The sequence below is a fragment of the Ornithinimicrobium sp. CNJ-824 genome (assembly GCF_001942405.1).
Taxonomy (GTDB): domain Bacteria; phylum Actinomycetota; class Actinomycetes; order Actinomycetales; family Dermatophilaceae; genus Ornithinicoccus; species Ornithinicoccus kibberensis.
Genome location: NZ_MKKA01000023.1, coordinates 1 through 21,819 on the forward strand (window position 1 = coordinate 1; position 21,819 = coordinate 21,819).

General features: G+C 73.2%; 15 protein-coding genes, 1 rRNA gene and 4 pseudogenes. 6 read left to right on the top strand and 14 right to left on the bottom strand.

Annotation, left to right across the window (positions count from 1 at the left end):
* On the bottom strand, nucleotides 1-317 hold a 317-nt coding region (locus BJF81_RS09970), incomplete at its 3' end, for a hypothetical protein (RefSeq protein ID WP_143780782.1).
* Nucleotides 318-382: 65 nt separating this feature from the next.
* Complete coding sequence (locus tag BJF81_RS09975; protein ID WP_075958216.1) at nucleotides 383-1,018, bottom strand: DUF4245 family protein; 636 nt, start codon at nucleotides 1,016-1,018, stop codon at nucleotides 383-385.
* Between the two features lie 96 nt (nucleotides 1,019-1,114).
* On the opposite strand from BJF81_RS09975, the pseudogene glpX reads away from it, so the two are divergent.
* From glpX to BJF81_RS10000, 5 genes and pseudogenes are all read left to right on the top strand, one after another.
* Nucleotides 1,115-2,151, top strand: a pseudogene (gene glpX, locus BJF81_RS09980) (class II fructose-bisphosphatase).
* An 11-nt stretch (nucleotides 2,152-2,162) separates the two neighbouring features.
* Entirely contained in the window at nucleotides 2,163-3,095 is a 933-nt protein-coding gene (locus BJF81_RS09985; protein WP_075958217.1) for a carbohydrate kinase family protein, read from the top strand.
* 62 nt (nucleotides 3,096-3,157) lie between these two features.
* Complete coding sequence (locus tag BJF81_RS09990) at nucleotides 3,158-3,697, top strand: beta-class carbonic anhydrase (protein ID WP_075958218.1); 540 nt, start codon at nucleotides 3,158-3,160, stop codon at nucleotides 3,695-3,697.
* 74 nt (nucleotides 3,698-3,771) lie between these two features.
* Nucleotides 3,772-4,155 (top strand): annotated as a pseudogene (locus BJF81_RS21510) (MauE/DoxX family redox-associated membrane protein); the annotation flags it as partial.
* A 263-nt stretch (nucleotides 4,156-4,418) separates the two neighbouring features.
* Nucleotides 4,419-4,850, top strand: coding sequence for a hypothetical protein (locus tag BJF81_RS10000; protein ID WP_075958219.1), 432 nt, complete (start codon nucleotides 4,419-4,421; stop codon nucleotides 4,848-4,850).
* A 4-nt stretch (nucleotides 4,851-4,854) separates the two neighbouring features.
* Here the strand turns inward: BJF81_RS10000 and glmM are convergent, their stop codons facing one another.
* The 3 genes from glmM to rplM all read right to left on the bottom strand — a co-directional run bounded on the left by glmM (nucleotide 4,855) and on the right by rplM (nucleotide 7,335).
* Entirely contained in the window at nucleotides 4,855-6,201 is a 1,347-nt protein-coding gene (gene glmM / locus BJF81_RS10005) for a phosphoglucosamine mutase (RefSeq protein WP_075958220.1), read from the bottom strand.
* A gap of 175 nt (nucleotides 6,202-6,376) precedes the next feature.
* The gene (gene rpsI / locus BJF81_RS10010) at nucleotides 6,377-6,877 is read right to left on the bottom strand and encodes a 30S ribosomal protein S9 (RefSeq protein WP_075958221.1); all 501 of its coding nucleotides are present in this window, start codon (nucleotides 6,875-6,877) and stop codon (nucleotides 6,377-6,379) included.
* 14 nt (nucleotides 6,878-6,891) lie between these two features.
* Nucleotides 6,892-7,335, bottom strand: a complete 444-nt coding sequence (rplM, locus tag BJF81_RS10015; RefSeq protein ID WP_075958222.1) for a 50S ribosomal protein L13 — start codon at nucleotides 7,333-7,335, stop codon at nucleotides 6,892-6,894.
* Nucleotides 7,336-7,518: 183 nt separating this feature from the next.
* Here rplM and BJF81_RS10020 point away from each other — a divergent pair, with 183 nt between their 5' ends.
* Entirely contained in the window at nucleotides 7,519-8,115 is a 597-nt protein-coding gene (locus tag BJF81_RS10020; protein WP_075958223.1) for an ArsR/SmtB family transcription factor, read from the top strand.
* A 28-nt stretch (nucleotides 8,116-8,143) separates the two neighbouring features.
* Here the strand turns inward: BJF81_RS10020 and BJF81_RS10025 are convergent, their stop codons facing one another.
* The 9 genes and pseudogenes from BJF81_RS10025 to rrf all read right to left on the bottom strand — a co-directional run.
* Nucleotides 8,144-9,316, bottom strand: coding sequence for a S8 family peptidase (locus tag BJF81_RS10025; protein WP_075958224.1), 1,173 nt, complete (start codon nucleotides 9,314-9,316; stop codon nucleotides 8,144-8,146).
* A gap of 132 nt (nucleotides 9,317-9,448) precedes the next feature.
* Nucleotides 9,449-10,110, bottom strand: a pseudogene (locus BJF81_RS16855) (alpha-1,6-glucosidase domain-containing protein).
* Nucleotides 10,065-12,158: a hypothetical protein gene (locus BJF81_RS10040; RefSeq protein ID WP_143780783.1), complete on the bottom strand. Its 2,094-nt coding sequence runs from the start codon at nucleotides 12,156-12,158 to the stop codon at nucleotides 10,065-10,067. Before BJF81_RS10040 ends, BJF81_RS16855 begins: the two are co-directional and overlap by 46 nt.
* Nucleotides 12,155-14,524 carry a 6-phosphofructokinase gene (locus BJF81_RS10045; protein WP_237770174.1) on the bottom strand — a complete coding sequence of 790 codons (2,370 nt, stop codon included), beginning with the start codon at nucleotides 14,522-14,524 and terminating at the stop codon, nucleotides 12,155-12,157. Before BJF81_RS10045 ends, BJF81_RS10040 begins: the two co-directional genes overlap by 4 nt.
* Before the next feature lie 101 nt (nucleotides 14,525-14,625).
* A complete protein-coding gene (locus BJF81_RS20995) occupies nucleotides 14,626-15,489 on the bottom strand; it encodes an alpha-1,6-glucosidase domain-containing protein (RefSeq protein WP_342447121.1) in 864 nt (287 codons plus the stop codon).
* Between the two features lie 1,151 nt (nucleotides 15,490-16,640).
* Nucleotides 16,641-17,813, bottom strand: a pseudogene (locus BJF81_RS21000) (pullulanase X25 domain-containing protein); the annotation flags it as partial.
* A 395-nt stretch (nucleotides 17,814-18,208) separates the two neighbouring features.
* Nucleotides 18,209-20,350: an alpha-amylase family glycosyl hydrolase gene (locus BJF81_RS21005; RefSeq protein ID WP_342447122.1), complete on the bottom strand. Its 2,142-nt coding sequence runs from the start codon at nucleotides 20,348-20,350 to the stop codon at nucleotides 18,209-18,211.
* A 122-nt stretch (nucleotides 20,351-20,472) separates the two neighbouring features.
* Nucleotides 20,473-21,576: an NADH:flavin oxidoreductase/NADH oxidase gene (locus tag BJF81_RS10055; protein ID WP_075958228.1), complete on the bottom strand. Its 1,104-nt coding sequence runs from the start codon at nucleotides 21,574-21,576 to the stop codon at nucleotides 20,473-20,475.
* Between the two features lie 152 nt (nucleotides 21,577-21,728).
* Nucleotides 21,729-21,819 (bottom strand): 5S ribosomal RNA (rrf, locus tag BJF81_RS10060); the annotation flags it as partial.

Here is a 21,819-nt window from a genome sequence, read left to right on the forward strand (position 1 = left end):
CGTCGGCCCCACCCCGGCCCGGTCCAGCCCCACCGTCCGCCAGCCTCAGCCCGGCCACCAGCTCCTCGCGACGCCAACGGCCCGACGGCCCACCCAGCCCCACCGGTCCCGGCCGCCAGGGTCGCGTCCACCTCGGCCAGCAGCTCCCAGTACGCCGACCGGCCCGGGTCCTCGCACTCCTGGACCTGCGCGTCCTGCCCGGCCATCACCCCGGCCACGAACTCCCGCTCCCGCTCCGTCACCGGCACCGGCACGAAGTCCCCCGGGTCGTGGACCTCCTCCACCACCCCCGCTGCCCCACCCCACGAGAACGACATACCCCCACCCAAACAGACCCCACCGACACACCTGCTCGAACGCCGACCATCGGCCGGTCCGCAGGTCAGTCCCGTGCCTCGACCGACTCCAGCAGCTCCGCCGCCTCGTCCTCGGCGACCGTCCCGCTGACGACCACGGTGGACCCGCCGGTCTCCTGCGGCCCGAGGACCCAGGCACGTTCCACGTTGCTCGGCACGGGCCCCTCCCACGCCTGCCAGGTCTGCGTCCCGGTCGCGCCGGGCAGGTCCTGCTCCCCGACCTCCTGCGCGTCCCCGAGCACCTCCTGCACCCAGGCGTCGGTCACGTCGGCGGCCTGGTGGAGGGCGGCATACTCGCCGTCCGGCGTGGTGTAGGAGACGTGCCACGTGGGGACCCCCGCGAGCCGCGCGTCGAACCACGCCACCGTGGGCGTCCACCCCTCCCCCGGGTCGGGCACCCAGACCGGCCAGTCGGCCTGGTCGACCGCGAACGGCACGACCTGCTCCACCTCGGCGGGCCGCCGTTGCGACTCGTCGGGCTGGTAGGTCATCGACCACCAGGCCAGCACCACGACGAGCACGAGCAGCACCGAGACGACCATGTTGCGGAAGGTCCAGGAGGCCAGCCGCTTCTGCCGCCCGTCCTGGGCGGGCGCAGCGGGTGTCTCCTGGCGGCCCCGGACCTCGTCGGGGCCGGGCGTCGGTCGGGTGCTCTGGCTCACCGGCCCATCGTCCCATCCCCGGGCACCGTGACGACCCACGGCCGCTAGGCTGGCCGGCAGAGCGCGTCGCAGTCACCACCGACGAAGGAGTCCCGCATGGTCGCGGAGCCGCAGCCCACCCGTCCGAGCACCGAGCAGGTCATCCCCGACCGCAACCTGGCCATGGAGCTGGTCCGGGTCACCGAGGCCGCGGCCCTGGCCGCCGGACGCTGGGTGGGCCGTGGCGAGAAGATCCTGGCGGACAACGCGGCCGTGGAGGCCATGCGCAAGGTCATCAGCCAGGTCGCCATGGACGGGGTCGTCGTGATCGGCGAGGGCGAGAAGGACGAGGCCCCGATGCTCTACAACGGCGAGAAGGTCGGCGACGGCACCGGCCCCCAGGTCGACGTCGCCGTCGACCCGATCGACGGCACCACGCCCACGGCCAAGGGCATGGACAACTCGATCGCCGTCATGGCGGTCTCCGAGCGCGGCACCATGTACGACCCCTCGGCCGTGTTCTACATGGACAAGCTCGTGGTCGGCCCCGACGTGGCCGACCGGGTGGACATCCGCCTGCCGATCAAGGAGAACCTGCGCCGCATCGCGCGGGCCAAGCGGCGCTTCGTCGACGACCTGACCGTGATCATGCTCGACCGGCCCCGCCACGAGCAGTACACCCAGGAGGTCCGCGACGCCGGCGCCCGACTGCGCTTCATCACCGACGGCGACGTCGCCGGCGCATCGCCGCGGCCCGCGAGGAGTCCTCCGTCGACATGCTCATCGGCATCGGCGGCACCCCCGAGGGCATCATCACCGCCTGCGCGATGAAGGCGATGGGAGGTGTCATCCAGGGCAAGCTGTGGCCCAAGGACGACGAGGAGCGGCAGAAGGCCGTCGACGCCGGGCACGACCTGGACCGGGTGCTGTCCACCGACGACCTGGTCACCGGCGACAACGCCTTCTTCGTGGCCACCGGCATTACGACCGGCGAGATGCTCGACGGGGTGCGCTACGGCTCGGGGACGGCCGTGACCCACTCCCTGGTGATGCGCTCCCGCTCCGGCACCATCCGGGAGATCACCTCCCACCACCGCCTGGACAAGGTGGCCAAGATCGCCGACTCGCTGTCCCCGGAAGCCACCCGGGGCTGACGGGCACCACGATGGACCAGCCAGCCGTCCTCACCGTCGGAGAAGCCCTCGTCGACGTCGTCGTCCCGCACGGAGGCGAGGGCAGGACCGAGCACGTCGGAGGCTCGCCCGCCAACGTGGCCGTCGGGCTGGCCGCGCTCGACCACGACAGCCGTCTGACGGCCCACCTGGGTCAGGACGAGCGCGGGGCCCGGGTTCGCGAGCACCTCCTCGACGCCGACGTCGTGCTCACCCCCGGCTCCGACACCGCCGCCCGGACGTCGACGGCCACCGCCCACCTCGACGCGGACGGGTCGGCCACCTACGACTTCGACCTGCTGTGGCAGGTGGGCACCCAGGACCTTCACGGCATCGGTCACCTGCACACCGGGTCCGTGGCCGCCACGCTCGAGCCTGGCGCCTCCGCCGTGCTCGCGCTGATGACCCGCGCCCGCCCCACCGCGACGGTCTCCTACGACCCGAACTGCCGCCCGACCGTCATGGGGGACCCGCACCAGGTGCGCTCGCGGATCGAGGAGTGCATGGGTCTGTCGGACGTGGTCAAGGCCTCCGACGAGGACGTGAGCTGGCTCTACGACGACGCCCCGGTGACGGACGTGGTCCACCTCTGGGGCCGGCTCGGGCCCGAGGTCGTCGTCGTCACCCGGGGTGGGGACGGCGCGCTCGTGCACCTGTCCCGCACCGACACCACGATCGAGCTGGAGCCCGTCGTGGCCCGGGTGGTGGACACCGTGGGCGCGGGCGACTCCTTCATGGCCGGCCTGCTCAGCGGGCTCCTGGACGCCGGCCTGCTCGGCTCCGCCGCGGCGCGCGAGCGTCTGCGCCGCTCCGACCTGGAGGACCTGGCCCCCGCCCTGCGCAGGGCCGTCGCCTGCGCCACCTGGACGGTCGGGCGGGCCGGGGCCGCCGCCCCGACCCGGGCGGACCTGGCCGAGCTGGACTGACCCGCCCCACCCCGCCACCGCCCCTCCGGGCCCGACCCGACCACCTCAGAGAGGACATCGGTATGACGCAGCACGACGACGCCCCGGCCGGCACCGGAGCAGGTCCGGCCTCCCCCTTCGCCGACCTGCTCGCGGCCAACGCGGACTACGCCGACAGCTTCACCCTCGGCGGCTTCGACGGCGTCGCCCGGGCCGGCGTGGCCATCGTCACGTGCATGGACTCGCGGATCCAGCCGTTGACGATGCTCGGCCTCACGCACGGGGACGCCAAGATCTTCCGCAACCCCGGCGGACGGGTCACCGACGCCGCGCTCGAGGCGCTGGTCCTGGGCGTGCACCTGCTCAACGTGCAGCGCGTCCTCGTCGTCCCGCACACCCGCTGCGCGATGACGAAGATGTCCGAGAACGAGCTGCGCGAGACCATCACCGAGCTCTCCGGCCAGGACGCCTGGTGGCAGCACTTCCACGTCGTCCCCGACCAGCGGGCGGCCCTGATGGAGGACGTGCACCGCGTCACGAGCCACCCGCTGATCGGCGACCGGGTCGCCGTCGGCGGTTTCCTCTACGACGTGGACACCGGCCGCATGGAGCAGCTCGTCTGACCGTGCCCGGGCAGGTCGCCCCCCTCGCTGGATGACGCGTCACCGTCCCGGGGCGACTCCCGTATCGTGGCCGCATGCACCCCGCCCTGTCCCTGGCCCCGCTGACGCTGGCCGCCGTCCTCGTGCTCAGCGGGGTGGCCAAGCTGCGCGACACCGGCTCCACCTACAGCGTCCTGCGCCTCCTACGCCTGCCGCCCCTGGTGACCAACCGGCCGACCGCGCGGGCGCTGCCGGTCGTGGAGCTGGTCACCGCGGCCCTGCTGCTGTCCCCCTGGCACTGGCCGTTCCTCCTCGGCGCGGTGCTCGCCCTCGGGCTGTTCGTCGCCTTCTGGGCCGTGGTGGTGCGCGCCATGGGCTTCGACCCACGGCCGACCTGCGGCTGCTTCGGACGGATCGGGGACCACCGGATCAACGGCCGGACGGTCGCGCGCAACACCCTGCTCGTGGCCCTGGCCGGCCTGACCCTGTGGGTCGGCCTGGCCGGTTCGAGCACGGGGGCCCTCCTGGGCCGCTACACCGCCAACGACGGGTGGTGGCTGCTCCTCGCCGTCGCGCTCGCGGTCGTGGCCGTCATGGTGCTCGGCGGCGGCCCGGCCCCGCGGCCGTCCTCCCGGCGGCGAGGTCGCCCCGGGCACGGGGCCGCCGCGGCGGCGGCCGACCGGCCCCCCGCCGACGAGCCCGAGCTCGACTACGTGCGCTCCCCCATACCCCGCGGGTCCTCGTGGGCCGGGACCACGGCACGGTCACGCTGCACCAGCTCGCGCGCAGCCAGGCCCAGCTGCTCGTGCTCGCCAACTGCTGGTGCGGGCCGACGCACGAGGCCCTGGAGCGGCTGCCCGGGTGGCGCGACCGGCTTCCCCAGCTCGGGGTCCAGCTGGTCCTCGTGCCGCACCCGTTCGACGCGACGGCGGTCGGCGCGTCGTCCACCGGCATCTGGTGGGACCCCGGCTCCCGCGTCTACGACGACCTGGGGGTGGGGACCAGCCCCGGCGCGGTGCTCCTGGGGGCCGACGGCCTGCTCGCCGGCGGCCCGGTCAACGGGGTGGACGAGATCGAGCAGTTCGTCACCGACATCGAGGCCGAGCTGGCCCAGGCCCCCGAGGACGGGCCGGCGGAGACCTCCCCGGCACCGACGCAGGACTCGAGCGCCTGAGCTCTCAGAGCGTCAGGCGCTCGCGCACCACGCCGGCCAGCTGGTCGGCATACCCCTGGGCCCGGTCCTGGGAGTCGGCCTCGACCATGACCCGGACGAGCGGCTCGGTGCCGGAACGGCGCAGGAGCACCCGGCCCTCGGCGCCCAGCTCGGCCTCCACGGCGCGGACCGCCTCGGTGACCAGCGCGTCGCTGTCCACCCGGGACTTGTCCACCCCGGGGACGTTGACCAGCACCTGCGGCATCCGCGTCATCACACCGGCCAGGTCCCGCAGGGTCGTGCGGGAGGAGACGACGCGCTGACCCAGCGCCAGGGCGGTCAGTACCCCGTCGCCGGTGGTGCCGTGCTCGAGCATGATGACGTGGCCCGACTGCTCCCCGCCCAGGGAGTAGCCGTGCCGGCGCATCTCCTCCAGCACGTAGCGGTCCCCCACCGCGGTCTGCACGACCCGGATGCCCTCGGCCTCCATGGCCCGGATCAGCCCGAGGTTGCTCATCACCGTGGCGACCAGGGTGTCGTCGTGCAGCTCCCCGCCCTCGTGCATGGACAGCGCGAGCATGGCCATGATCTGGTCCCCGTCCACCGGCTCGCCCTGCGCGTCCACCGCCAGGCACCGGTCGGCGTCGCCGTCGAAGGCCACCCCCATGTCGGCGCCGCGCAGCCGCACCGCCTCCTGCAGGTGCTCGAGGTGGGTCGAGCCGGCACCGTCGTTGATGTTCAGCCCGTCCGGGTCGCCGCCGATGACGTCGACGGTGGCCCCCGCCCGCCGGAAGACCTCCGGCCCGACGACCGAGGCCGCCCCGTGCGCGGCGTCGATGACCACCCGCAGCCCGTCCAGCCGCCCGGGGACCGCCTCCAGCAGGTGCTCGATGTAGAACTCCGCGCCCCGGTCGAACGGGCGGATGCGGCCCACGGCAGCCCCGGTGGGACGTTCCCAGTGGTTGCCGACGCGCCCGGAGATGCGGTCCTCGATCTCGTCGGCCAGCTTGTGCCCGCCCCGGGCGAAGAACTTCAGCCCGTTGTCCGGCATGGCGTTGTGCGAGGCGGACAGCATCGCCCCCATCTCGGCGTTCATCCGCTGGGTGAGGTAGGCGATGGCCGGCGTCGGCAGGACGCCCGCGTCGAGCACGTCGACCCCGGCGGAGGCCAGCCCGGCCATCACCGCGGCGGAGAGGAACTCCCCCGAGGCCCGGGGGTCCCGGCCGACGACCGCGGTGGCCCGGTGGCCGCCGAAGGCACCGTGCCCGCCCAGCTCGTGCGCGACGGCCACGGACAGGTCCAGCGCCAGCTCGGCGGTGATGTCCTTGTTGGCCAGGCCACGCACCCCGTCGGTGCCGAACAGTCGTCCCATGTGCTCTGCCTCGTCTCCTCGTCCTGCGTCCGGACCCGTCACGGACCCTCAGAGAGTATGCCGTACCTGTGCGGCGGACCCGGTCCGGCCCGCCCACGCCGGAGGCCGGCGGGAGCAGTGCTCCCACCGGCCTCCGGGTCGTGCGTCGCGACGCCCGCGGCGTCGTCGACGCTCGTCAGCGCTTGCTGTACTGCGGCGCCTTGCGGGCCTTCTTCAGGCCGGCCTTCTTGCGCTCGGGGACGCGCGCGTCCCGGGTGAGCAGCCCGGCCTTCTTCAGGGCGGGGCGGTTCAGCTCGGGGTCGATCCCGTTGAGCGACCGGGCCACGCCCAGGCGCACCGCACCGGCCTGGCCCGAGGGCCCGCCGCCGTGCACGCGGACGAGGACGTCGTAGGCGCCCATGAGGTCGAGCGCGACCAGCGGCTCGTTGACGATCTGCTGGTGCACCTTGTTGGGGAAGTACTCCTCCAGGGTGCGGCCGTTGACCTTCCACTCGCCGGTGCCGGGGACGATGCGCACGCGGGCGATGGCCTGCTTGCGCCGGCCGGTGCCGGCGCCCGGGGCGGTGGCGGAGGGACGGGCGGAGGGGGCTTCGACCGCGGCCGACGACTCGGTGGTGTACTCGGAGACGGCGTTCTCGTCGAACTCGTCGGTCTCCACGGTGGTGGTGTCAGTCATCTGTCAGACGTTCCTTACTGCGCGACCTGGGAGATCTCGAACGGCACCGGCTGCTGGGCCGCGTGCGGGTGGGTGTCGCCGGCGTAGACCTTGAGCTTGCCCAGCATCTGGCGACCGAGGGAGTTGCGCGGGAGCATGCCGCGCACCGCCTTCTCCACCGCCCGGGTCGGGTGCTGCTCGAGCATCTGCTCGTAGCTGACGGCCTTCAGGCCGCCCGGGTAGCCGGAGTGCCGGTAGGCCTTCTTCTGCGCCAGCTTGGCGCCGGTGAGGGCCACCTTGTCGGCGTTGACGATGATGACGAAGTCGCCGGTGTCGATGTGCGGCGCGAAGATCGGCTTGTGCTTGCCGCGGAGCAGGATCGCGGTCTGGGACGCGAGGCGGCCCAGCACGACGTCCGTGGCGTCGATGACGTGCCAGGCGCGCGTGATCTCGCCAGGCTTGGGGGTGTATGTACGCACGGTAGAAGAACCTTCATCTCGTGTGGTGGGGCAACCGTTCAAGTCTAGCGGGGCGTGAGGATGCGCCCAAAATCGCTGTCGTTGCAGGTCAGCGACTGTTTTCGAGGCGCCGACCCGCGTCTGCACATGATCTGTGCATAATAACTGTGCACGGTTCGCCGGCCGTTCCGCGGAAAGGACAGCATGCCTCCGACCACCCCGTCCTCCTCGTCCCGGGCCCTGCGCACGCTCGCCCACCCGTTGCGCAGCCGGCTCCTCGCCGAGCTGCGGGTCCACGGGGGCGCCACCGCGACCGAGCTCGCCGCCGCGCTGGACTCGAACACCGGCGCCACGTCATACCACCTGCGCCGCCTCGAGGAGGCGGGGCTGGTGCAGGACACCGGCACCGGCACCGGCCGCCGGAGGGTATGGAGCGCCGTCCCCGACGCGGACCGGCCCGGGGTGCTCGGGGTGGGCCTGGGGGTCGCCGGCGGGGCCGACGACGACCTCGACGAGGAGGACGCCCGGGCCGCCGACTGGCTGGCCATGGACTACCTGGCGCACTTCGGCGAGCGCGCGGAGGCCTGGTTGCGGGACCGTCCGGACTGGGAGGACACCTGGCAGCAGGCCTGCGGGCTGGAGGACCACACCGTCCAGGTGACCGGCGAGCAGCTCACGGCGATGCGGGCCGAGCTGCTGGAGGTGCTCGAGCGCTACCGCCGGGTCGGGCAGGGGAACCCGCAGGCGCGCAGGGTGGTCGTCTACACCTGCGCGCTGCCGCTGCCGGCCAGCCGCCCCTGAGGAGGAGCGACCGGCCGGCGACGACCGGTCAGGACGTGGCGTGCAGGAGCAGGTTCGGCGATCCCGCCGGGTCGGTCACGACGCCCCGGGTGGCCGCGGACCCGATCGCACCCCCCACCTGGGAGGGGCTGGCGGAGGGGCTGCCCTCGAGCACCAGGGCGGCGACGCCGGCGACGTGCGGGGAGGCCATCGAGGTGCCCGAGATGGTGTTCGTGGCGGTGTCGCCCTTGTGCCAGGCGGCGGTGATGCCCACGCCGGGGGCGAACAGGTCCACGCAGGAGCCGTAGTTCGAGAACGAGGCCCGGCGGTCGGTGCTGTCGGTCGCCCGACCGTGAGCGCCCCCGGCGCGGGCCGGGGACGTCGTGCAGGCGTCGGTGTCCTCGTTGCCGGCGGCCACCACGGTGGTGATGCCGGCGTCGACCATGCGGGCGATCGCGTCGTCGACCGAGGCGTTGGCCCCTCCGCCCAGGCTCAGGTTGGCCACGGACGGGCCGTCGGCGGCGGAGACGACCCAGTCCATGCCGGCCACCACGGCGGACCAGCTGCCCGAGCCGCGGCAGTCCAGCACCCGCACGGGGACGAGGTTGACGTCCTTGGCGACGCCGTAGGTGCCTCCACCGACCGTCCCGGCCACGTGGGTGCCGTGCCCGTTGCAGTCCTCCGTGGTGTTCTTGCCCCGGGCGAAGTTTGCCCCCTCGAGCACCCGGCCGCCGAACTCGGCGTGGGTGCTGCGGATCCCGGTGTCGACGACGTAGGCGTCCACGCCCGACCCGGAGGCGGTCCAGCGGTAGATCCCGTCGAGGGGCAGCTGCGCCTGGTCGATCCGGTCCAGGCCCCAGGTGGCGCCCTGCTGCTCCCCCGCGACCGTGACGGCACCGTCCACCGACACCGTGCTCACGGCCGGGTCCTGGCCGAGGGCCCGGGCCTGGGCGCCGGTCATCGTGGCGACGTAGCCGCCCAGGGCCGGCAGGCTGCGCTCCACGTCGAGGCCGCGGGCCCGCGCGTCGGCCACGGCCCGCGCGGTGTTCGTGCGGACGGCGGCGCGGTCCGGCCCCGCCTCGGCGCCGGCCTCGAGCATGACGATGTACCGCGTCGCGCGAGGATCTGCGTCACCTCCGCCGGCAGCCGCGGCGGGCAGGGCGGTGAGGGCGAGGGCGGAGGCGCCGGCGAGGGCGACGAGGGCGCGGGGTCGGACGGTCATGCGGTTCTCCTCCGGGGTGTGATGTGGACCACATCGTCGTGGCGTCGCCCAGCATCGCCAGCCGGAACCCCGCAGGCAAGGGCCTTGACCAGATCCGAACCGGTTCTTGACCCGTTCCTGACCGGCGGACGGTCAGCGCGGCCGGACGAGCACCGCGGCCGTCAGGGCCGGGACCCGCACACGCCCCCGGGCCGGCTCCCAGCGCGTCCCCCGCACGACGGGGTCGGACCCGTGCCGCTGCACGGGCGTGAGCTCCCAGTCCTGCCCGGCCAGCCCGGGCAGGAACGCCTCGGCCTCGTCCCGGCCGGCGTTGAGGACGACCAGCGCCCCGGACCACCGCGGGTCCACCGGCTCCCCCAGCCGGTCGTCGACGAGCATGACGACGACCTCCGGACGCCGGAGGGACCCGAGAGGGGGAAGGAGACCTTGGTGCGGATCCGCTCGCCGCTGCCCAGCCGCAGCAAGGGCAGGTCGCGCCGCAGCCGCAGCAGGTCCAGCGCCCCGGCGAGCGCCGTGCGCACGTCCTCGGGCGTGGGCCGCAGCGCGGGGTCCCGGAGCAGCGGGGCCAGCTCGTCCCACCGGGCACCGTTGTCGGGCGAGGGCGGCAGTCCGCGCCCGAACCCGTTGTCCTGCAGCGAGAAGTCCAGCAGGTTGAACCAGTCGCCGGAGTCGTAGCTGTTGCGGTCCAGGCTCTTGCTGCGCAGGATCTCCGCGCCGGCGTGCCAGAACGAGACCCCCTGCGAGAGCGTCACGCAGGCCAGTGCGAGCGTGTTGCGGCGCACCCTCTCGGCCATGGGGGTCGCGTCGGGCAGCTTGAGCAGCAACGTGTCCCAGAGAGTCTCGTTGTCGTGCGCGTCGACGTAGTTGAGACCTCGTCGGGCTCGAGGGCGTAGCCCCCGGGCGCTGCGCCGTAGGGCACGCCGGCCCCGGTCGTCCACCGGCCCGTCGCGTGGGAGTGGAGGCGGACGTCGCGCAGCCCGCCGGCGAGCCCGACCTGCAGGAGGTCCGTGTCGCGGGGGTCCGTCCCGCCGGTCGCCCACCCGTGGCCGGACCGACCCGACTCGTCGTGCACGGCGCCGCCGCGCACGGCGTCGCGCAGCCGGTCGTTGAAGGTCCCGATCCCGGTGCCGTCCAGCTGTGCCTGGACGGCCTGGTGGAACCGTGCGTCACCGGCGACCTCGCCGAAGTTCCACCCCTCGCCGTAGAGCGTCACGGCCGACCCGTCGACCCCGTGCTGCTCGGGAGTGAGGGCGTCCAGGGCCGCCCTGACCGCCTCCAGGTTGGCCCGCGAGTGGTGACCCATGAGGTCGAACCGGAAACCGTCCACCCGGTAGTGCCGCACCCACAGCACGCACCCGTCGACCATGAGCTGCTCGGCCATGGCGTGCTCGGTCGCCACGTTCTGGCAGCAGGTGGAGGTCTCCACCCGGCCCTGCCCGTCGAGGCGGTGGTAGTAGCCCGGCACGACCCGGTCCAGGACGGAGGTCTCCTGCAGGCCGGAGGCGGTGGTGTGGTTGTAGACCTGGTCGAGCACGACCCGCAGCCCCAGCTCGTGCAGCCCCGCCACCATCTCGCGGCACTGCGCGACGCGTCGGCCTCCGTGCGCCGCACCGGGGTCGGTCGTGTAGGAGCCCTCGGGTGCCAGGAAGTGCCACGGGTCGTAGCCCCAGTTGAAGGCGTCCAGGTGGGCGGTGCGCCGGACGAGCCGCTGCTGCTCGGTGCCGCCCGGGTCCAGCCTGCTGAGCTCGGCGAGCACCCGCGGGTCGGGTCGGGCACGGTCGGCAGGGTCCTCGGGCACGGAGGTGAGGTCGAAGACCGGCAGCAGGTGCACGGTGTTCAGGCCCGCCTCGGCGAGGGTGCGCAGGTGCCGCCGCCCCAGCCCGTCCACGCCGAACGCGCGGTAGGTGCCGCGCAGCTCCTCCGGCACCTGCGGGTCGTCGCGGCTGAAGTCGCGGACGTGCAGCTCGTAGACGGTCTGGTCGACCGGCCGCACCCGCGCCGGGGCCGGGGCCTGCCGCCATCGCCCGGGGGCCCAGCGCGCGTCGTCGAGGTCGACGAGCACGGAGTGGGTCGAGCCGAGGGTCAGCGCCACCGACCACGGGTCCGTGGTGCGGACGACCTGCTCGGTCCACCGGGGCGGCAGGACGTGGCTCAGCTCGAGCTGGTAGCAGCGGTCGCGCCACGCCGGGTCCCCGGTGACCGACCACGCCCCGTCGTCGGAGCGGGCCATGGGCACCCGGCGGGGCTGTCCCGGCGGGGCCCAGGCCGCGGTCGCACCGTCGGGCTGCACGCCCTCCCACAGCAGCAGGGAGACCTGCCGGGCCGTGGGCGCCCAGACGGTCACGGTGGGGACCCGGCCGGCAATGTCTCCGGCGGCACCGTCGCGCTCGCCGTCGGCCCAGGTGACGCCGTAGCGCCGTCGACGGGCGGCCTCCGCGTACAGGTCGTCGAGGACGTGCGGCACCTGAACGGAGGTCGCCAGGACCAGGCGGCCGCGGTGGCGCACGGTCAACGCCACCTGCCCGCTCAGCAGGTCGCCCGCCAGGGCGGCGGCCTCCCCGGGCAGGCGCAGGGCCAGCGCGCCGGCCAGGTGCGGGACGCCCGCCAGGACGGAGGCCGGCAGGCCGGAGTCGTCGAGGTGGAGGTCCCACCCGGCGCCCGTCTCGTCGCGGGGGTGGATGCCCCCGTCGGGGGCGTGCTCCAGCCGCGCGGCCAGCTCGTGCACCGGCAGGTCGTGGGGCAGCGCCGTGGCCGGGAGGGCGAGGAGGTCGGCCGTCAGCCAGTGCGCGCGGGCCGCGGTGAGGTCGACCGGCCGGGGCGCCGCGTGGTGGTGCGGCCTCATCCGGCCGTCCCCGACGACGCGGTGCGCGGCAGGTCCACCGGCGGGACGCTGCGGTGGCGGTCGGAGACGACCGCGATGACCGGGCGGAGCCCGGCCCACCACGGGTCCAGGGCCCGACCGACGACCAGGTCGACCTGGTCGTCGAGCCGGTCGACGGGGGTCACCGTGGCGCGTCCGGCGACCTCGCCGACGTAGCAGGCCCCCGGAGCACCCTCGGTGCGCTGCCGGGCCACCTCGTCCAGGGCCAGCCGGGCCAGCCGGGTGGCGAGCAGCCGGTCGAAGGGGGTCGGGTCGCCGCCGTCCTGGACGTGCCCCAGGACCGTGCTGCGCACGTCGAACAGGTCGCCACCCTCCTCCTCGAAGATCCGGGCGACGAGGTCGGTGGTGTAGTGGGCCGAGGCCATCTCGTTGCGCAGCACGAGGTAGAGCCGGCGTCCCTCGGCGAAGGACCGGCTCATCCGCTCGGCGTCGGCCACGACGTCGGCGATCCGCAGCCGGTCCTCGGGCAGGTAGACCCGTTCGGAGCCCGAGGCCAGCCCGGCCATCATCGTCAGGTACCCGCACCCGCCACCCTTGGTCTCGGCCACGAAGCACCGCTGCGTCGCCGACGCGGAGGTCCGGATCCGGTCCAACGACTCCACGATGGTGTTGAGGGCGGTGTCGGTGCCCACCGACAGGTCGGCCCCGGGCAGGTTGTTGTCGATCGTCGCGGGCAGGCAGACGACCGGCACCCGCAGGGCCTCGTGCTCCGCGGCGCCGCCGGCGAGCACCGCGGCGGCCCGGTAGGCGTCCAGCCCCCCGACGAGGACGAGGGCGTCGAGCTGGTGACGGGCCACGGCCTCGGCCAGGGCGGGCAGCTCGGCGGCGGTGGGCACGTGCCGGCGCGTGCCGAGGAAGGCGCCGCCCCGACCGACCCAGTCGTCCACCTCGGCCCAGCCCAGCTCCCGGACCCGGCCGCGGACGAGGCCGTCGAGGGAGTCCTCGATGCCGAGCACGTCGCTGCCGTCGGTCAGCCCGAAGCGCACCAGCGCACGGACGGCCGAGTTCATCCCCGGGGCCAATCCGCCGACGTGGAGGACGCCGATCCGCGGGCGCGGCCCCGAACGGCCGCCGGCGGACGCCGCCGCCCCGCCGGTGAAGGCGCGGCTGGTGTGCGGCCGGCCGTCGACCAGGTCGACCGGCGGCTGGGACAGCTGGGCGTAGAGCCGGGACAGCGTGGCGAAGGAGCTGCCGCGGGCCGCCCGGGCGGCGTCGAAGTCGCACGTCTCGAGGGCGGTCTTGACGGCGTTGGTGTCGCGCACCGCGTCGCTGAGCGGGATCACCGCCACCTCGTTGTGCCGCACCCCCACGATCTGGGAGGGCGTGCCGGCGGGGGCGTGGACCAGCTGGCGGACCGCGGCATACCCCAGCAGCGTGGGCATCCACCGGTCGTAGGCGGACGGGCGCCCGCCGCGCTGGACGTGACCCAGGATCGTCACCCGGGCCCGCTCCCCCATGCGCTCGCCGAGGGCCTCGGCGACGTCGGCGCTGGTGATCGGACGTCCCGCCTGGTCGGTGGCCCCCTCGGCGACGACGACGAGGCTGTCCCGCTGGCCGGTGGCCCGGGTGCGCTCGATCGAGGCGACCAGCTCGGACTGCCACCCGTCGGCCGGCGGGCCCTCCGGCAGGAGCACCGCGTCGCTGCCGCCCGCGACGGCGGCCATGAGGGCGAGGTAGCCGCAGTGCCGCCCCATGACCTCCACGACGAAGGTGCGCTGGTGGCTGGCCGCCGTCGACGACAGGGCGTCGAGGGCCTCGATGATCCGGTGCAGGGCCGTGTCCGCCCCGATCGTCATGTCGGTCCCGGCCATGTCGTTGTCGATCGAGCCGACGAGCCCGGCGACGCGCAGCCGCGGGTGGGCGTCCGCCTCGTCCGGGGCGAGCTCGCCCGAGTCGACGAGCTCGGCCTGCAGGGACGGCCACTCCTGCCGCAGCTCCTCGGCCCCGCGCAGCGAGCCGTCGCCGCCGATGACGACGAGGCGGTCGATCCCGTGCCTGGTCAGGTGCAGCGCGGCCGCCCGCAGCCCCGACCGCTCCCGGAACTCCGGGCAGCGCGCCGAACCCAGGACGGTGCCGCCACGGTGGAGCAGGTTGCCCACGTCGTCCCAGCCGAGCTCGCGGATACCGTCGCCGCCGGCGAGGGCTCCTCGCCAGCCCTCGAGGATCCCGAACGGGCGGCCGCCCAGCCGCAGGGTGGAGCGCACCACGGCACGGACGGCGGCGTTCATCCCGGGCGAGTCCCCGCCGGAGGTGAGGATGCCGATGCGCGGACCGGGACCAGCCTCGTCGGCCGGCTGCGGGGTCAGGAGGGGTTCGACGCTGCTCACCCCCTCATCCTCCCCCACCCACCGGGCGACGGGCGGGTGGGGACCGAGGTATGCCGCGACCCCCCCGGGGCCCGACGGGTGCCGGGGGGGCCGCGTCCCTGTCAGCCGGAGGGCTGGACCAGCACCGCGACGGTCCGTGCCGGGACGGTGGCGACGCCGTCGGCCTCGTCCCACGACACCTGCCGGACGACCTCGTCGACCCCGTCGGCCTGGACCGGTGACAGCTCGAGCTCCTCCCCGGCCAGTCCGGGGACGTGCTGCGCGACCTCCTGGTCGGAGGCGTTGAGGACGACCACGAGGCCGTCCAGCGCGGGGTCGACGTCGGCTCCGGCGGTGTCGTCGACGCGCAGGACGATCACCTGCGGGTCGCCGTGCTCGGTGCCGGACACCGGGAAGCTGACCTTCTGCTCGATCAGGTCGGGGTCGCCCAGACGGAACAGCTCGGTGGAGAACCGCAGCCGCAGCAGGTCCTGGGCCATCGCCGAGGCCTGCTCGATGTGGGCAGGTTCCGGCTTGAGGGAGGCGTCCGCCAGCAGCGGCCGCATGATCTCCCACTTGTCGTTGTTGTCGCCGGCGGGCGGGAGTCCGCGGCCGAAGCCGTTGTCCGTCGTCGTGAAGTCCAGCAGGTTGAACCAGTCACCGCTGTTGTAGGAGTTGCGGTCCAGGCTCTTGCTGCGCAGCAGGTCCGCGCCGGCGTGCCAGAAGCTGACCGACTGGGACAGCGCCGTCGTCGACAGCGCCACGGTGTTGAGCCGGATGCGGTCCTCCATCGGCAGGTCCTGCGGCAGCTTGAAGGTGAGGGCGTCGAAGATCGTCTCGTTGTCGTGGGCGTCCACGTAGTTGACGATCTCGTCCGGGTCCTCGGCATACCCGGCCGGCGCCCCGTTGTAGGAGATCTCGGCCCCGGTGACGACCTCGCCGGTCTCCTGGCTGCGCAGGGTGAGGTCGCGCAGGTTGCCGGCCATCCCCACCTGCACCAGGTCGGTGTCGTTGGCGCTGGTCCCGCCGCTGGCGAAGCCCTTGTCCGCCCCCGGGTCCTCGTCGAAGGGCCCGCCGCCACGCACGCCGTCCCGGAGCCGGTCGTGAAGGTGGCGATCGAGGTGCCGTCGAGCTGGCCCTGGGTCGCCTGGTAGAAGTGGGCGTCGTCCGCCACCTCGCCGAAGTTCCAGCCCTCGCCGTAGAGCGTGACCTGCGAACCGTCGACCCCGTCCCGTTCGAGGGTGAGCTCGTCGAGCGCCGCCCGCACGGCCTCCATGTTCTCGCGGGAGTGGTGGCCCATGAGGTCGAAACGGAAGCCGTCGACCTTGTAGTCGCGGGCCCACGTCACGACGGCGTCGACCATGAGCTGCTCGGCCATCTCGTGCTCGGTCGCGACGTTCTGGCAGCAGGTGGAGGTCTCCACCTGCCCGACGGCGTTGAGCCGGTGGTAGTAGCCGGGCACGATCCGGTCGAGCACCGACTTCTCACCCTGACCGGACTGGGCGGTGTGGTTGAAGACCTTGTCCAGCACCACCCGCATCCCGGAGTCGTGCAGACCGCCGACCATGGTCCGGAACTCCTTGACCCGCTCACCGCCGTGGGCGGCCTCCGCGGTCGAGGCGTAGGAGCCCTCGGGAGCCATGAAGTGCCACGGGTCGTAGCCCCAGTTGAAGGCATCGGTGTCGGCCTGGGCCATGACGCACGCCTGCTGCTCCTCGCTGTCGGGGGCGAAGCTCCCCAGGTCGCAGTCCGGGGTGGTCTGCTGGGCCGGGTCCTCCTCGATGCTGGCGATGTCGAAGGTCGGCAGCAGGTGGACGGTGTTCATCCCCGCCTCGGCGAGCGCCTCCAGGTGCCGGCGCCCGTAGCCGTCCTCGGCGAACGCCAGGTAGGAGCCCTTCAGCTCCTCCGGCACGTCGGGGTCGGACATCGAGAAGTCGCGCACGTGCAGCTCGTAGATGGTCTGGTCGACCTCGTCCTCCAGCGTGGGGGCCGTGGCCGTGCGCCAGACCTGCGGCTGCCAGCGGCGGTCGTCCAGGTCGACGATGACCGATCGCTGCGAGTTGAGGGTCAGCGCCACCGAGTAGGGGTCGGTGACAAGGTTGGTCTCGACCTGACCCGTGGAGGGGACGAAGACGTCCACCTCGTAGAGGTACTCCATACCGGTCCAGGACTTTGTGCCCTTCGCCGTCCAGGAGCCGTCGCCTGCGCGCTTCATCTCGACGCGCTGCGGGTCACCTGTCCCGCCCTCGGGCCACAGGAGGAGGTCGACGTCCTGGGCGGTGGGGGCCCACAGGGTCAGGGTCGGGTTGGGTCCTCGCCAGGAGATTCCGTATGCGGTGTCGCTCGCCTTCTGCGCGTAGAGGGCGTCCAGCACGCCGGGGATCTGGACGCCGGTGGCGTCCTGCAGCCGGCCGAGGTCATCGTACATCGCGACCGCCACCTGGCCCTGGAGGATCTCCGGCGCGAGCTTGGCCGTCTTCCTGTCCAGCCGCAGGGCGAGGTAACCCTCGAGGTGCGGGAAGTCGGCCAGCACGGCCTCGCTCAGGCCCGTCGGGTCGTAGGTCAGGGGCGCCGACGCTCCTCCGGTGATGTCCTCGGCGTCGATGGCCAGGCCGCCGTCGGACGCCCAGTGCAGGCGCCAGTCCATGAGCTCGGGGTTCTCGACGCCGTCGGCCGACCAGGCGATGAGGTCCGGCGCGAGCCAGTGCGCCTTGGCCGACGTGAGGTCCGGGGCCACGCCGGACTCGGAGGTGGTCACGGTCAGCACGTGGGTCTCGAGGACGTAGCTGAAGGTCGTGACCACGCCGGCGGACGGGACGGAGAAGCCGATGTTGCCCCCGCCCGGGGCGCCGCTCTCGCCGTAGTTCTCGTCCCAGGACAGACCGTGGGCCACCTTCACCTCGTAGTTGCCGGCCGGGATGGCGGTGGTCGAGTAGGTGTAGACGCCGTCCCCGTCCGGGTCCACCAGCCACGGCAGCATGCAGTCGGGCGACCACTCGCCGGGGCAGCCGAGCTCGTCCTGGTGGGAGCCGGGGGCGGTGATGATCGGGCCCTCGGCGTCCGAGGTGACGTAGTGGCGGGCGTGGTCGTAGTAGAACGTCACGTTGCCACCGTCGGTGGTGTAGGTGATGTTCGCCCCGCCCGGCGCCCCTCCGGCTCCGTAGTTCTCGTCCCAGCTGTTGTTGACCGCCGCCTTGTACTCGTAGCTGCCGGCCGGGAGGTCGTCGGTGCCCTTCCAGATGGAGTCCTTGGCGTCCAGCGCCAGCTGGGCCTCGGCGCAGTCCGGCGACCAGTCAGCGGCGCAGCCCATCTCGGTGTTGTGGCTGCCGGGGACTGACACCGCACCGGGCTGCTCGACCGGGCCGACCGGGTCGCTGCCGCCACCTCCGCCGTCACCGGGGGCGGGATCGCCCACGATTCCGTAGGTCGAGGACGCCGAGAGGTTGCCGGAGTGGTCCTTGGGGACGGCGCGGTACTCCAGCAGGGTGCCGTGCGGCAGGCCGGAGACGTCGTGGAAGACGCGGTAGGGCGGGTTGTCGTCGGTCCCGAGGACGGTCCAGTCCTCCGCGCCGACGGGCCGGTAGGCGAAGGTGACCTGGGCGAAGACGTCGTCGGGGACCGAGGCACCGATCTCGGCGCGGCCGCCGACGACACCGCCGGCGGAGGGCGGGTCGAGGTAGACCGCTGGGGCCTTCTGGCGCGGCGTCAGCGCCTTGCCGGCCCGGTAGACCTCGACCGAGAGCGGCGCCACCTCGACCGCCAGCCGGGAGTCGGTGCCCGTCCTGGTCTTGCCGGTGTCACCGTAGATCGCGGTGAACTGGGTCCTCTCGCTGTAGGTCGGGACCGACACGCTGGTGGTCTCCGTCGAGTTGTTGGCCACCACGACGTACTCGACCAGCTCGTCCGCGTCGATCCGGGAGAAGGCGTAGACCCCGGCGTCCGCGCTGGCGTAGCGGTGGATCTGCGCCCCGTCCGCGAGCGCCGGGTGCTCCTGGGTGAGGGAGCCCAGCGTGGCGATCTGCTGGTAGAGGGGGTGCGCGGTGTCGTAGCGGTCCATCGACCCGGACGGGCGCCGACGACCGGCTCGGTGGCGTAGCTGTCCACCTGCGTGGCGAACATGTCCTGCCGGGCGTCTTTGTCGTCGCCCGCCCCGATGAAGCCCTGCTCGTCGCCGTAGTAGACGACCGGCTGGCCGCGGGTGAGGAACATCAGCTCGTTGGTGAGCTCGACCCGCTGCTGGAGATCCTCGCCCTCGTGGCCCGCGCCGGCCAGCATCATCGCGGCCCGGCCCATGTCGTGGTTCCCGGTGAAGGTCGGCAGCTGGTAGGCGTTGGAGTCGGTGTCCGTGTAGTGGTCGTCCTGGGCGTAGAAGGTGCGCAGGGCGGTCGTGGCCGAACCCTTCGCGAAGTCGATCACACGGCCCTGGAAGCCGAAGTCGATGACGGCGGGCAGCTCACCCTCGGTCGTGAAGGTGGACAGGTACTCGGGGTTGCCGTCGAAGACCTCGCCGAACATGAAGAAGTCCTCGTCGTCCCGGCGCGCGGCCTCCAGGACGCGGGGGCTGAACTCCTGCCAGAACTCCAGGTTCACGTGCTTGACGGTGTCGACCCGGAAGCCGTCGATGCCCATCTGCGCCCAGGTGGAGTAGATGTCGACCATCCCGTCCACGACCTCGGTGCGCTCGGTGAACAGGTCGTCCAGGCCGATGAAGTCGCCGTAGGTGCTGGACTCGCCGGCCCAGGTGGAGTCACCCCGGTTGTGGTACATCGTCGGGTCGTTGAGCCAGTCCGGCACCTTGACCGTCTCGTCCGCCTCGGTCCGGAAGACCGGGGTGTAGGGGAAGGAGACCTCCGGGTCCAGGAGCGGGAACGGCTTGCCGAGGTAGTCCCGGTCGTCGAAGGCGTTGCCGGCGGCGTCCCGGTAGGGCTCGGTCGCCTTGTCGACGTAGGTGTACTCACCCTCCTCGTAGTCGATCACGTCCGCGGTGTGGTTGGTGATGATGTCGAAGTAGACCTTCATCCCCCGCGCGTGCGCCTCGTCGACGAGCGTGCGCATCTCCTCGTTCGTCCCCAGGTGGGGGTCGATCTGGGTGAAGTCGGTGACCCAGTAGCCGTGGTAGCCGGCGCTGGCGTCCTCACCGGTCCCCTGCACCGGGCGGTTCTTGAAGCTGGGCGTCAGCCAGATGGCGGTGGTGCCCAGGCCCTCGATGTAGTCCAGGCGGTCCATGATCCCGGCGAGGTCGCCGCCGTGGTAGAAGCCTTTGTCCGCCGGGTCGAAGCCGTGGTCGAGCCGGTCCCCCTCGATGCCGGCGGTGTCGTTGGACGGGTCGCCGTTGGCGAACCGGTCGGCCATGACGAAGTAGAACTGCTCGCGCGTCACCGGCTGGCGCAGGCTGTCCCGGGCGAGGTCCTCGTCGGCGGGGGTGGCCGGCCCCTCGAGCCCGGTCGGCGCCACGCCGACCGCGCCGGTCTCGTCGTCGAAGCTGAACTCCAGCGACGCCGGCCCCTCCAGCACGAGCGGCAGGTCGTCGGCCGGGTAGGACTCGCCCCAGGCGCCGTCCAGGGCGACCTTGAACTCCCAGCTCCCCTCGGGCACCTCGAACGTGCCCTGGTATGCGGTCCCGCTCCCCTCCACCGGGTCGAGGACGGTCACCTCGCAGGCAGGCGCCCAGTCCGTCTCGCACCCGAGCTCGTCCTGGAAGGACCCGACGAGGGTCACGGTCCGGGTGGTCGGGTCCGCCGCTGTGGCCGTCGCGGAGCCCGCGGCGGCGGGGGTGGTCGAGATCCCCGGGGCTGCGCTCGCGAGGAGGGCGGCCACGAGGGCACCGGACAGGACGGGACGCTTCACTGCGACTCCTGGGGCGGGGGTGGACGGTCGGCTGTTCAGGCTAGGCGGCGGGGAGCACCCGGACAAGCAGATCTGCAAGTTTTTGCACAATCCTTACCTTGGCCGTGCGCCCTGCAGGTCGTCTAGTAGACGTGCCGGTCCGAGACGCGGGCGTACTGCGGGACCCAGGGCAGCTCGTGGCCGAGCTGGTGGGCCGCACGGTGCCACCAGCGGGGGTCCGCGAGCAGCGCCCTGGCCATCATCACGACGTCGGCCTGGCCGGTGGCCAGCACCAGCTCGGCCTGTCTGCCCTCGGTGATCATCCCGACCGTGCTGACCGGGACGCCCACGGCCCGGCGTACCCGGGCGGCGAAGCCCGTCTGGTAGCCCGCCCCCACCGGGATCCGCGGGTCCGGCACGTTGCCGCCGCTGGACACGTCGACGAGGTCGACCCCGCGATCGCCCAGCCAGCGGCTCACCTGCACGGTCCGCTCGAGGTCTCCCTCCAGTCCTCCTGGTGCGTCGGGGGACCAGTCCGTCGCCGACAGTCGCACCAGCACCGGCATCCCGTCCGGGACCACGGCCCGCACGGCCTCCACTGTCTCCAGGAGCAGTCGCGCCCGTGCCTCGTCCGACCCGCCGTAGGCGTCCGCCCGGTCGTTGACCAGGGGGCTGAGGAACTGCGCCAGGAGGTAGCCGTGCGCGGCGTGCAGCTCCACGGCGTCGAAGCCGGCCTCGGCGGCCCGACGGGCCGCCGCCGCGAACGCTGCCGGGACCGCCGCGACCTCGTCCTGGGTCATGCCTCGGGGGGCAGCCAACGGGCCGAACGGCGCCTCGGTGGCACCCCGGGTGGTCCAGCCGCCGTCCTCCTCGGCGACGCTTCCCGAGCGTTCGTGGAAGGGCGGGTACGTCGAGCCCTTGCGACCGGCGTGCGACAGCTGCACACCGATGCGCGACCCGGTGGCGTGGATCAGGGAGGTGATCCGCGCCCATCCCTCGACGTGCTCCTGGCCCCACAGGCCGGCGTCCCAGGGCGAGATCCGGCCGTCCGCCGTCACCGCGCTCGCCTCGGTCAGGATCATCGGCGCACCGCCGGCGGCGAACGCCTGCAGGTGCGCGAGATGCCAGTCCCCCACGACGCCCGGCCTCTCCGGGGTGCAGGAGTACTGGCACATGGGCGACACCCAGGCCCGGCCGGCGACGGTCAGTCCGCGCAGGGTCAGCGGGCCGAAGAGGAGGGAAGCCATGCCCCACAGGGTGTCACGCCAGGTCCGGCACCTGGACGCGTGGCCCGGCTCGGCGCACACGGTCCTTTTCCACACAGATCCGGGCATGCCGATTCGATCCGGGCATGCCGAAGGCCCGCCTGGAAAGTTCCAGGCGGGCCTTGGCAATGGTGGTCCGGCGGTGTCCTACTCTCCCACACCGTCCCCGGTGCAGTACCATCGGCGCTGTCAGGCTTAGCTTCCGGGTTCGGAATGTGACCGGGC

Coding starts and splice junctions, on each gene's coding strand:
- BJF81_RS09985 (WP_075958217.1), top strand. CDS start 2,163: ATGGACCAGCCAGCCGTCCTCACCGTCGGAGAAGCCCTCGTCGACGTC.
- BJF81_RS09990 (WP_075958218.1), top strand. CDS start 3,158: ATGACGCAGCACGACGACGCCCCGGCCGGCACCGGAGCAGGTCCGGCC.
- glmM (WP_075958220.1), bottom strand. CDS start 6,201: ATGGGACGACTGTTCGGCACCGACGGGGTGCGTGGCCTGGCCAACAAG.
- rpsI (WP_075958221.1), bottom strand. CDS start 6,877: ATGACTGACACCACCACCGTGGAGACCGACGAGTTCGACGAGAACGCC.
- BJF81_RS10020 (WP_075958223.1), top strand. CDS start 7,519: ATGCCTCCGACCACCCCGTCCTCCTCGTCCCGGGCCCTGCGCACGCTC.
- BJF81_RS10025 (WP_075958224.1), bottom strand. CDS start 9,316: ATGACCGTCCGACCCCGCGCCCTCGTCGCCCTCGCCGGCGCCTCCGCC.
- BJF81_RS10040 (WP_143780783.1), bottom strand. CDS start 12,158: ATGAGGCCGCACCACCACGCGGCGCCCCGGCCGGTCGACCTCACCGCG.
- BJF81_RS20995 (WP_342447121.1), bottom strand. CDS start 15,489: ATGGCCGGCAACCTGCGCGACCTCACCCTGCGCAGCCAGGAGACCGGC.
- BJF81_RS10055 (WP_075958228.1), bottom strand. CDS start 21,576: ATGGCTTCCCTCCTCTTCGGCCCGCTGACCCTGCGCGGACTGACCGTC.